14 protein-coding genes are annotated in these 9,195 nt (G+C 54.1%); 4 read left to right on the plus strand and 10 right to left on the minus strand.

Annotation, left to right across the window (positions count from 1 at the left end; all coding sequences use genetic code 11):
• Window positions 1-11 precede the first annotated feature (11 nt).
• Window positions 12-143: a hypothetical protein gene (locus O8B93_RS25880; protein ID WP_269712741.1), complete on the minus strand. Its 132-nt coding sequence runs from the start codon at window positions 141-143 to the stop codon at window positions 12-14.
• A gap of 80 nt (window positions 144-223) precedes the next feature.
• On the opposite strand from O8B93_RS25880, the gene O8B93_RS25885 reads away from it, so the two are divergent.
• Window positions 224-523, plus strand: coding sequence for a hypothetical protein (locus tag O8B93_RS25885; protein WP_269712742.1), 300 nt, complete (start codon window positions 224-226; stop codon window positions 521-523).
• A gap of 75 nt (window positions 524-598) precedes the next feature.
• Here O8B93_RS25885 and O8B93_RS25890 read toward each other — a convergent pair whose 3' ends face one another.
• Window positions 599-1,501 (minus strand): LysR family transcriptional regulator, encoded by a 903-nt coding sequence (locus tag O8B93_RS25890; RefSeq protein WP_269712744.1) that lies wholly within the window; start codon window positions 1,499-1,501, stop codon window positions 599-601.
• 219 nt (window positions 1,502-1,720) lie between these two features.
• Between O8B93_RS25890 and O8B93_RS25895 the strand changes: the two genes are divergently transcribed.
• The 3 genes from O8B93_RS25895 (at window position 1,721) to O8B93_RS25905 (ending at window position 3,306) form a co-directional block, all read left to right on the plus strand.
• A complete protein-coding gene (locus tag O8B93_RS25895; RefSeq protein WP_269712746.1) occupies window positions 1,721-1,933 on the plus strand; it encodes a helix-turn-helix domain-containing protein in 213 nt (70 codons plus the stop codon).
• Window positions 1,934-2,246: 313 nt separating this feature from the next.
• The gene (locus O8B93_RS25900; RefSeq protein WP_269712748.1) at window positions 2,247-2,933 is read left to right on the plus strand and encodes a S24 family peptidase; all 687 of its coding nucleotides are present in this window, start codon (window positions 2,247-2,249) and stop codon (window positions 2,931-2,933) included.
• A gap of 118 nt (window positions 2,934-3,051) precedes the next feature.
• Entirely contained in the window at window positions 3,052-3,306 is a 255-nt protein-coding gene (locus tag O8B93_RS25905; protein ID WP_269712749.1) for a flagellin, read from the plus strand.
• 56 nt (window positions 3,307-3,362) lie between these two features.
• Here O8B93_RS25905 and rpsU read toward each other — a convergent pair whose 3' ends face one another.
• The 8 genes from rpsU to O8B93_RS25945 all read right to left on the minus strand — a co-directional run bounded on the left by rpsU (window position 3,363) and on the right by O8B93_RS25945 (window position 9,195).
• Entirely contained in the window at window positions 3,363-3,593 is a 231-nt protein-coding gene (gene rpsU, locus O8B93_RS25910) for a 30S ribosomal protein S21 (RefSeq protein WP_269712750.1), read from the minus strand.
• A 263-nt stretch (window positions 3,594-3,856) separates the two neighbouring features.
• Window positions 3,857-4,708 carry a hypothetical protein gene (locus O8B93_RS25915; protein ID WP_269712752.1) on the minus strand — a complete coding sequence of 284 codons (852 nt, stop codon included), beginning with the start codon at window positions 4,706-4,708 and terminating at the stop codon, window positions 3,857-3,859.
• A 9-nt stretch (window positions 4,709-4,717) separates the two neighbouring features.
• Window positions 4,718-5,566 carry a DUF2515 family protein gene (locus O8B93_RS25920; RefSeq protein WP_269712753.1) on the minus strand — a complete coding sequence of 283 codons (849 nt, stop codon included), beginning with the start codon at window positions 5,564-5,566 and terminating at the stop codon, window positions 4,718-4,720.
• A 1-nt stretch (window position 5,567) separates the two neighbouring features.
• Window positions 5,568-6,533: a DUF4123 domain-containing protein gene (locus O8B93_RS25925; RefSeq protein WP_269712754.1), complete on the minus strand. Its 966-nt coding sequence runs from the start codon at window positions 6,531-6,533 to the stop codon at window positions 5,568-5,570.
• 57 nt (window positions 6,534-6,590) lie between these two features.
• Window positions 6,591-6,893: a PAAR domain-containing protein gene (locus O8B93_RS25930; protein ID WP_269712755.1), complete on the minus strand. Its 303-nt coding sequence runs from the start codon at window positions 6,891-6,893 to the stop codon at window positions 6,591-6,593.
• Between the two features lie 7 nt (window positions 6,894-6,900).
• Window positions 6,901-7,422: a hypothetical protein gene (locus tag O8B93_RS25935; protein ID WP_269712756.1), complete on the minus strand. Its 522-nt coding sequence runs from the start codon at window positions 7,420-7,422 to the stop codon at window positions 6,901-6,903.
• A gap of 10 nt (window positions 7,423-7,432) precedes the next feature.
• The gene (locus O8B93_RS25940) at window positions 7,433-8,194 is read right to left on the minus strand and encodes a hypothetical protein (protein ID WP_269712758.1); all 762 of its coding nucleotides are present in this window, start codon (window positions 8,192-8,194) and stop codon (window positions 7,433-7,435) included.
• Window positions 8,191-9,195: a DUF4123 domain-containing protein gene (locus O8B93_RS25945; protein WP_269712759.1), complete on the minus strand. Its 1,005-nt coding sequence runs from the start codon at window positions 9,193-9,195 to the stop codon at window positions 8,191-8,193. The genes O8B93_RS25940 and O8B93_RS25945 overlap by 4 nt, the downstream gene beginning before the upstream one ends.

A 9,195-nucleotide genomic window follows, 5' to 3' on the forward strand; every position in this document is an offset into this window, starting at 1 on the left:
GCCGGCCCCGGTCACAACTGCGCGCAAATCACACGGCCTGCAAATCGTGCCATCGCAAAATGCGGGGCTTTCGCCATCATCGCCGCATGGCGGCTATCGATCGATCTCAACAAAGCTGCCATCCTCTCCATCAGCGCCACCATCGCGATCCCGTCGTCATCACAGCTAGACGGCGCCGGTGGACGTGAGAGGCTGGATCGACGGAGAGGATGGGGATCGAAGGATGGTTGACGCTTCAGGCGAGCTTGCCCGGCTTGTCGCGCTATATCGGCACCAGCACAGGGCCTGGATCGCAACAGCCGGTCCGGGCGAGGACCTCGACGCCGATTGCCCCGAATTCGACCTGATGGAGGAGACCGGCGACAGGATTATTTGCCTGCCCTGCCAGACCAAGGCCGAGGTCGGCCAGAAAATTCTGACGATCCTGGAATTTCAGGCGCTGCAGCTGTCGATCAAGGAAGATTGCGCCGATGGACGGGATTTGATGCGGATTTTCCTGCTGTCGCTTCTCTGCGATGCCTAGGCGGGTGCGGGCCGCCGGCACCCCCTGCCCCGCTGTTCCCGCCCCTGTCCCGGCAGTTGGCCGGGTTTTTTCCGCTCACTCGGCAAGCGCCACCGATTTGCAAAGCCGGATGAGCCAGCGGCAAAAGGCGCGTGCAAGTTCCGGATTGCCGCTGCGGTCAAGCGCAAAAGCGCGGTAGTCCATGCCGCTCGGTGTGCGGGTATCTGGGATGACGGTGAGGAAACCGTTTCGGACGAGTGGCGAGACGATGATTTCCGGGGCGACCAGCAGGCATTTGCCTGTTGTGACGGCCGGGAGCGCAAGATAGTGATGATCGACCCGTGCGCCGGCAAGGATGTCGCCGCCCGAAAGTCCCATGGCCTTCAACCAGGTCGGCAGGATGTCTGGCCGGGACGTAATCGCGAGGATAGGAACCGCCCTTATGATGTCGGCCATCCTGTCGCGCAGCTGCGCGGGCGCGCCAACGCAGACGAGCTCCTCCCGATGGATCAGCCATTCATCGGCGAGTTCCTCTACATGAAGGTCGCGCGTGATCAGGACATCGTAACTGTCGGCGACATCCGGCGGCGTTAGCGACGAGACGACATCGATCGTGACGCCGCCCATGTCATTGGAGAAGAGCTGCAGATTCGGAACGAGGACATGCGAGGCGAAGGTCGAGAGCGAGGTGCGCACGACTAGCCTGTTGATCGCGGAGGGATCGCGGCGCTTCATCCGGTTCGTGGTAAAGCAGATCGTCTCGAGCGGTTCGGATATCGCCCCCGCATAGAGGCGGCCGAACTCGGTCAGGCGCCCTGCCCGTCCCCGCCGCTCAAACAGGCTTGCGCCGAGATAGGTTTCCAGCACCGCAAGATGCCGGCTGATCGAGCTCTGCGTCGTTCCCATGTTCTGAGCCGCCCGCGTCAGGTTACATTCGCGCGCGACCGCCGCAAAGGCGCGGATGGCGTTGAGCGGTACAGGCTCGGTATCCCTCGTCATGCTCGGTTCCTCCTTGGTGCTCACGCAGCTATGAATCGTATGTTGATTATAGTCAACATTGCATTGGGAGAGAAAGCGGATTGTGATGAGCGTCGGCGGGCAAGGGATCGCCGTGCCCGCCGTGATCCGGAAACCGGCGTCTTTGCGGCTGGACACCGACCATAAAATGTTGACTATAAACAATGGCGCGATTGCCGTCGCCACGGCATTGCATGAGATATGGATATCGGGGCGCTGGTCGGCAGAAACATCGTGAAGATCCGCAACGAACGGAATGTCAGTCAGGAAGAACTGGCGTTCCGGGCGAATATCGACCGTTCCTATCTAAGCCAGATCGAAACCGGCAAACGCAACCCGTCGCTCAGATTGCTGGCGAAGATTGCCGACAGCCTCGGCGTCAAGGTCGCGCGCTTTCTCACGGAAGACCAATAGGCCTCGGCATGCCGGCCAGGAGACCGACAGCGGTCGGCCGGCGCTGCACATGACCTCCTGCCCCTTGCCTGCTGGTCGGGAACGCGCGTTTAGCCACGATGAGCTTGCCTTCTATGCTTGCAATTTCTTCCAGCCTTCGGCGTTCGGTACGGCTTGTCTTGCCGTCGTCAGAGACACGGTGCATAAAGGATTCCTTCGAGAAGGGAGGCCCTGACCGGCCCCCGTTTTGGGGTTATTAATTCTGTGAACACAGAAAGGGATAAATCAGAATTCGGATATTGTAAATCTGAAATCGGATTTGTGCGGTGATTTATTGGCTAGACCTGAGGTTCCGTCCAAAACGGCGCTCGGCACGCGTCTTCGTGAGTTGCGAAGAAAGCTTGGCGATCCTGAAAGAGACGTATTTGCGGCCCGACTCGGCGTCAGCAAAACCACGTTGGGAAATTACGAAAAGGGAGACTCGGAGCCGACCGCTTCGGTGCTGAATTCGTATCGTCATAATTTCGGGGCTAATGTCCTCTGGATACTGACGGGCGAGGGCGACATGTTTTCCGAAACCGCGGCAGTAACCGAAGACGTCGTTATGGTGAAAACTCCACTGTACGAGGTCCAAGCCACCGCTGGCTCCGGTCTCATACCCAAAGACGACCGCCTGCATTATTCGGTCGCTTTCAGCCGCGCCTTTCTCCGAAGCATCGGCGCAAAGCCTGAAAGTTGCATTATGCTGGAAGCCAAGGGCGAAAGCATGCTGCCGACGATCCCTGACGGCGCGTTCATGATCGTCGATCAAAGTAAAACCGACATTGCCGATGATCAGGTTTTGGCTTTCCACGTTGGACCAGGTATCAAGGTAAAGCGCGCAAATTGGCGTATGGATGGATCGCTCGAATTGCGGTCTGACAACGAACAGAATGGGTATCCCAAGGAGGTCATTGGCAAGGACATTGCAGATGAGCTTTCCATCCTCGGCCACGTGCTCTTTCTTCTTCGTCGAGCATAACTCAGGATTCGCTGAGCGACGGCATTGACTACGAATCTGAGGGGCAGGTCACACCCTGAATTTCCTCGATATAGACATTGCGCAAAACCCCGACCACGTCGATGCCTATATCACCTATATGGAAACGGTGACGGCCAACATCATCGATGGTGCGGCGATGCTCGGAGCCGTGCAGTCCCGGATAGACCTGCAAAGTGAATTTGCCTCCCGGTTGTCGAATTCTATCGACAGAGGCATCGGACGTCTTGTCGACGCCGACATGGACGAGGCATCCACCAGACTCAAGGCGTTGCAGGCACAACAACAACTCGTCGTCAGTGCTTTGCAAATCGCCAATACAGAGCCACAGGCCATAGTGTCGTTGTTTCGTTAATAAAACTGACGGTCTGGACAATATGATCTACTGACCAGTGCGACACCGCATCGCGGTCACCTATCTTTTTTGGGTTTCGACGGAAGAAGACCGTCGCGCTGCATCTGCTTACGGGCGAGCTTCCTCTGACGACCGACTGCTTCAGCTTTCTCACGCGCCTTTTTTATCGATGGTTTTTCGAAAGCTTCACGCAGCCGCATTTCGCGGAAAACGCCCTCGCGCTGAAGCTTTTTCTTGAGAATGCGCAGTGCCTGATCGACGTTGTTGTCGCGTACTTCAACTTGCATGGGTCCCTCTTGAGGTCAAAAACGGTGCGTTACCATACGCAATTTTCCATTGAATCCAAGATCGGCGGTCCCCCATGGTGGAAAGCGCGGGATCGGTTGTGCTACCGCATTTTCGATCGTGCGTCCGGGGCTGTTCCGATCTTACTGCGGGCGTCGATCAAATGCCGCCACAAAGCGTCTGACGGATGTTTCCCTTCCGTTTTCCCGACCCCGCCAAGCCCGCGAACGTTCCGAGGCCGGACACTCCGCACTTCTAAAGTTGTCTATTTTGTCGGCATTTTCCATTTTGACGATTCCGCATTAGCACGCTCCTCCGGCGTAGTTGGCACCATACCGGCCTTTTCCGGCGTCCAATCAGGGTCCTCAATCCAAAAGCGCAACGGCAAAGGTTGGGTGACATCACCAGTTTCAAATATGCGACGTGGATAAATCAGATCGCCATAACTGATATCGCTAACACCACGATCGACAGTCACTTGAAGAAGATATGTCCGGCTTTCTTCTGATGGTTTATGGGTGGGATCGAATTTGAGGATGAAACTCTCCTGTTTCGGAGCGAGGCCGTAATCTCGAAGGTTCATCTGGAGAATACTTCCGCTAGAAGACGTTAGTTCGGCAAACAGGTTCTTTCCACCGGAATCGAAGTCTTCGGGCTTAGACGGCACTTTTATCGGTGAGGACGGCTGCCAACCCTTTGTCTCAAGCATTTTTAACAGCTCGACAACGTAATCATGCATTTCGTTCAGGGGTCTGGGCTGAGCGAAAGGACGTAACGCTATTCCATTAATTACACCGGCTCGCTGAGAGACATGCAATGTTCTTCCGGGCGGCAGCTCAAAGCTCTGCTCTCCCTCAACCAAGCGAAGCGCTATCCAGTTATCCGTGAACTGTATGGGCATCCAATCGCCAATGTCATCAACATCAACAATATATTGCTGCGGTTTCCAGGGTCCCATTTCCAGATGATTGCGCTCGATAAACTCCTTTACCGTCATGCCCATGCCAACCTCGATGCGCCTTGGTTCGCCTTTGGATGGATCATTTCGTTCAAACATAAAATGAACTCCATAGAAGAGGATAGTAGACAGCAGCAAGAACACCAGAAACTTTTTCATAGGGTATGCTCACCATTTCCAGCCCTGCTGTGAAGACAGTCTATCCATGAGCGAATTGTAATAGTTCACCCTATGATTGGGATTGGATATAGAACCAACGAAAGGCACAACATTCGGGTCTCCACATGTGGTCGAAACGGGAATGTCATAGAGGTTTTTCTTTAGAACCGGCTTCAACACTGCACTCGCTCCTTCCATCATGGAGAACGTCCCACTGTAATTTTCATAAACAGGTTGAACCACATCCCTCTGTTCAAAATCGGCGATCCAGTCTGACGCACTTTTGAGATTGTCTCTCTCCAATTCGTCAAAAGCCGATTTTATTTTCGGAGGCATGACTTTACCGGTGGCCGCGTAACACTTTTTCATATCCTCATAACCGTGCCGCGCCCTGTATGCCGCCATCGGATATATGTCGCCGAAAATTGCTTTATTGGCATCACCGAGGGCTTGGTACATATTGTACCAAGGATCGAGACCAGTCGGGTTCATAAAGTCGTACTTGGGGTCAATACCCGTGATCACGTCCGGATCGAGACTTCGTGTGAGCTTCATCGCACATCCGCCCTGAGCCGAAACCACAGAAGCAAGTTTGATCCAGCGATTGCTCGGGTCTTGCGCCGCCAGCTTGCCGTAAGCGGCAGTGATGGCTTTGTTTCGCTCAATCGGGTCCTCTATATCCGTGATCTGCTTCGTTTCTTTTTCGATTTGCTCGATTTTCTTTTTGCAATCCGCAGCAATACAGGTAGCGCAAGTTTCTGAAACATTGCCGGGGGCTGCATCTTTTTCAGCTCCGGCTTCCGCGTGTTTCAGTTCTGCAGCGGATACGGTAGCCGGACCGTTGTTTCCCGAGGCCATATTACGCCTTCTCCGCTTCTTTGATCATGTATTTCATCATCAGACCCACGCGTTCATCGGGGGAAATTGCTGAACCACGCTCTTTTGAGACGGCCTGCATAGTGTCGCTTTGCTGCAATCGCCCTCCATGCAGCACCTGCAAGTAGCACCATTTGCGGAACGCCGATTCTTGCGTGACCCCCGCCACTTGGGCTTCTCGTAGCCATTTCCGAACATCTCCGGTAATTGCCCGATCAGATTTTTTCTCGAGGAGAGCCGATGCATATTCTCTGAGGTATTTGATGGTTCGCCTCGTCAGCCAGTCAAATCTGCGACTGTCCATAGCTTTGACTTCAGCCAGCCCAATCCTCATGGGTCCGCTTTGCGGCAACGGCATCTCATCATGCCGCTGTACTCGCATCGGCTTCGCCCCCCAATCTTCATCGGGCAACAATAAGAGTGCGTCAGCCGGCCCCAGTAACCTGGAAAGACCGTCCCATTCTAAAGAAGAGGAGACTTGTGCTATGACATTGGCGTCAGCGTGTCGGAATACGACCATCTCAAACCCGCTCGCGGGGATTTCGACGTCACGTCCAAGGTAGGCTTGCTTGGGGAACAACACCTTGTTAATTCCCCTGAGATGCCTGTAGAGCACCTCATATCCAGCAGTGCATTGCCAGAAGACGGCGGCCGGGCGTTCGCCGACGAGGATCAGAAATCTGTCAAGAATGTTTTCATCGACAAGCTGCTTTCCGGTTCCCTTTTCAGCGTTCTTAGTTCTCGCATCATAATCCAGGCGAACGACTTGCGGTGCTGTACGCAACTGATCAGCGGTAGCGTTACCGTGATCCAGATAGAGAGAGCGATGAATGAACCCGCCATCGAATAGCGCCATGGGGAGGTCATGAAACTGCGCGCCATCGACAACAGCAAAGACACTCTCGCGCGCCTCCAACAACAGAGAACGCAGTTGTCTGTTTTCAGCCATATTCCCTCACGAAAGGCGTGGACGATTCAGCCGCTTTCCACAAACCGGATACGTCTCCTAGTCAAACGTGATCCACGGCACGCCTTGAACAAGGCGGCCGCCATGAGCACATGGGTCACCCGATCGCGCAACCGGCTTGCCTTGTATCCTTGCGACAGACGAGCCTCCGCTTATTCTGTCCGACGTTGTCGGTACACCAGTGCAAAGCAAACTATCCCCGACTGTGGCGATTGGAACGCCTTCCACGGTGACGAAGCTTTGCTGCGTCGAAACAACCGGACCACCCACATGAGGTTTCGGTCCCGGGTCGACCATTGGGCAAACATGCATGTGCCCTTTAAGTGATACAGATGATCCCATCAGTCACCTATTTATCAATGAATGTAATGGGTTGATAATTGTGGAGAAATGCGTCGTATGCATTCGCCATCTCGACGTTCACTACTTTGGGAGGATCATCGGACGACTGCTCCCAGAATTCAGGCGCTTTTTGCTTGTCTATTCCGATAATGAAACCATTGGTACTAATGCTCAGTTTTGGGAACAAGACAGCACCAAGTCCATAAAGCGCACCGCCGTTTGCTTTTTCGAAAGCTGCTAGCACGTCACGCGATGACGCTTCGAAAACAGACACATCGCCGAACATGATATTGAATTTTGTATATCTATCCAGTTGGATACCAGTCAGTTTCTCGTTTCGAAAATATAGGACGGGTGCCTCCATGTCCCTCGCCTGCTGTAAAACAGGTATGTTATCAGCACCTTGTTCGGTAAACTCGGCATATATAGGTCCCAATTCTGCTTCAAGGGACGCGACGTCATCACGCGACATCCCAAAGCGGAGCGGCCCAACCCCGATTAGTGGATTTAATTCCCAAGCTTCACTCATTCGATATCCCCTAAATAATACCATACCGCTTCAAACACGCAGTATAGGCCTCCATTTGGTAAATTGCCGCGTCATATTTCCCAGGGAATTTTGCCATTATCTCTCCAACGTCAATGGCCTGAGCAGCTATGAAGTTTCCGGAGGCGATCATTTCCTGCTGGCCTGCCAGTGTCGCATTGGATTGTGGAGACCGCCCATAGCTGTTTGTCATTCGATGGTCACGTTTATCCATTTGAATTGCCGGACCGACATCAGGATGCAGAGGCGAAATCGATCTAGCAGGCATATGATGACTATCCAGATCGTCGCCTTTAGTCTCTGGAGTCCCTGTCATACACCCGTGCGCGCCCCCGCGGTACTTCGAGCCAAAGGTACCACAAGCAAGCGCGGCGCAGGGATTCTGCGCACACGTCGCGCAAGTAATGGTTGTAGCCTTTGCATCGGCTTTATCTGCCGCCTGATCTCCAGCAATCCAGTCCTTAAAATCCTGTATTTTTTCATTTGTGTATTGCCCTGGCCCCGTTTGGTCGATCCACTCGCCTGCTGCCTTGCCTCCAAGGTAACCGCCAGCCGCACCCGCAGTAGCGCCTGCTGCGCCACCAACCCATGCACCATATCCACCGCCGCCGATCGTACCGAAGCCGGGCGCAACAAGTGTGCCCCCGCCTGCGCCGGCAGCCCCACCCAAGGCGGCACCGCCAACGAGACCACCAGCCCCGCCGCCAACCAGGCCGAGATTGCCAAGCAGGTTTTCAAAAAAACCGCCACTCATGCTCGATCACCCGCCACGAGCGCTCCCGTGATCCCTCGCATGAACAGTTTGACCTGTTCGTCGGGGGACGATCCTCGCTTAGTGATAAACTCCAAGGCCTCCGGGGACTGCGCGATACGACCGTTTGTTTTGCACATCATGAAGGCCCATCGGAATTGCGCCCCTTCAGAAACCAGCCCAAGTTTTTTGCCCGTTTCCTCGCAGACTCGTAAATGCTCTTCGATAGCCTCGTTTGTCGCACCAGCCGTTTCTTCCGGGCAAGTTTGCTTGAGGTAAATATGTCGTCGAAGACGAGCTGCTGATTGACGTCTCTTTTCTATAGCCTGCATCTCGTTTATCGAGAGCTTGAGCGGACCGGGCGGTGATAACGGCATGTCTTCGCCCCGATTAAGCCGAAGTGGCTTGTCTCCCCAGTCGGCATCAGCGCTGTATAGAATTTGTGAGGCTGGTCCAAGGACACGCGACATGTTCACATATGTAAGACTGGGTAAAACCTGAGCCATGACATTGGCATCACAATGACGGAACAGCACCATGTCATAACCAACCTGATTTGGCTGGTTAGGTGCTCTAGCGAGAGGGTCACGTTCATAGCTTTTTCCGCGATCCATATTGGCGCTACTTGGCAAAAGAACCTTATTAATGCCCCTCAAGTGTCGATAGAGCGCTTTGCCGCCAGCATCGCAGACCCAGAATACGACCGCAGGACGTTCGTCAATCAAAGTCAGCAGTCGATCCAGCAAAGCAGAGTCTGGAGAGAAATCATCGTAGTCGTCATCGCGACGATACAGTCTCGTATCACGATCTAACCACACCAGTTGCGGTGCGGTTTTTAATTGATCAGCTGTGCCGTTGCCACGGTCGAGATATAAAGAGCGATAGACAAAATCTCCTTCGAATAACGCATTAGGCAGGTCATCAAACTGCGCGCCGTCCAGCACTGCAAAAACGGGCTGACCTATGCTTGATAAAAGCGGCTTCAGCTTCAGGTTTTCAGCCAT

The sequence above is a fragment of the Martinezella rhizogenes genome (genome assembly GCF_027460065.1).
Taxonomy (GTDB): Bacteria; Pseudomonadota; Alphaproteobacteria; order Rhizobiales; family Rhizobiaceae; genus Agrobacterium; species Agrobacterium rhizogenes_C.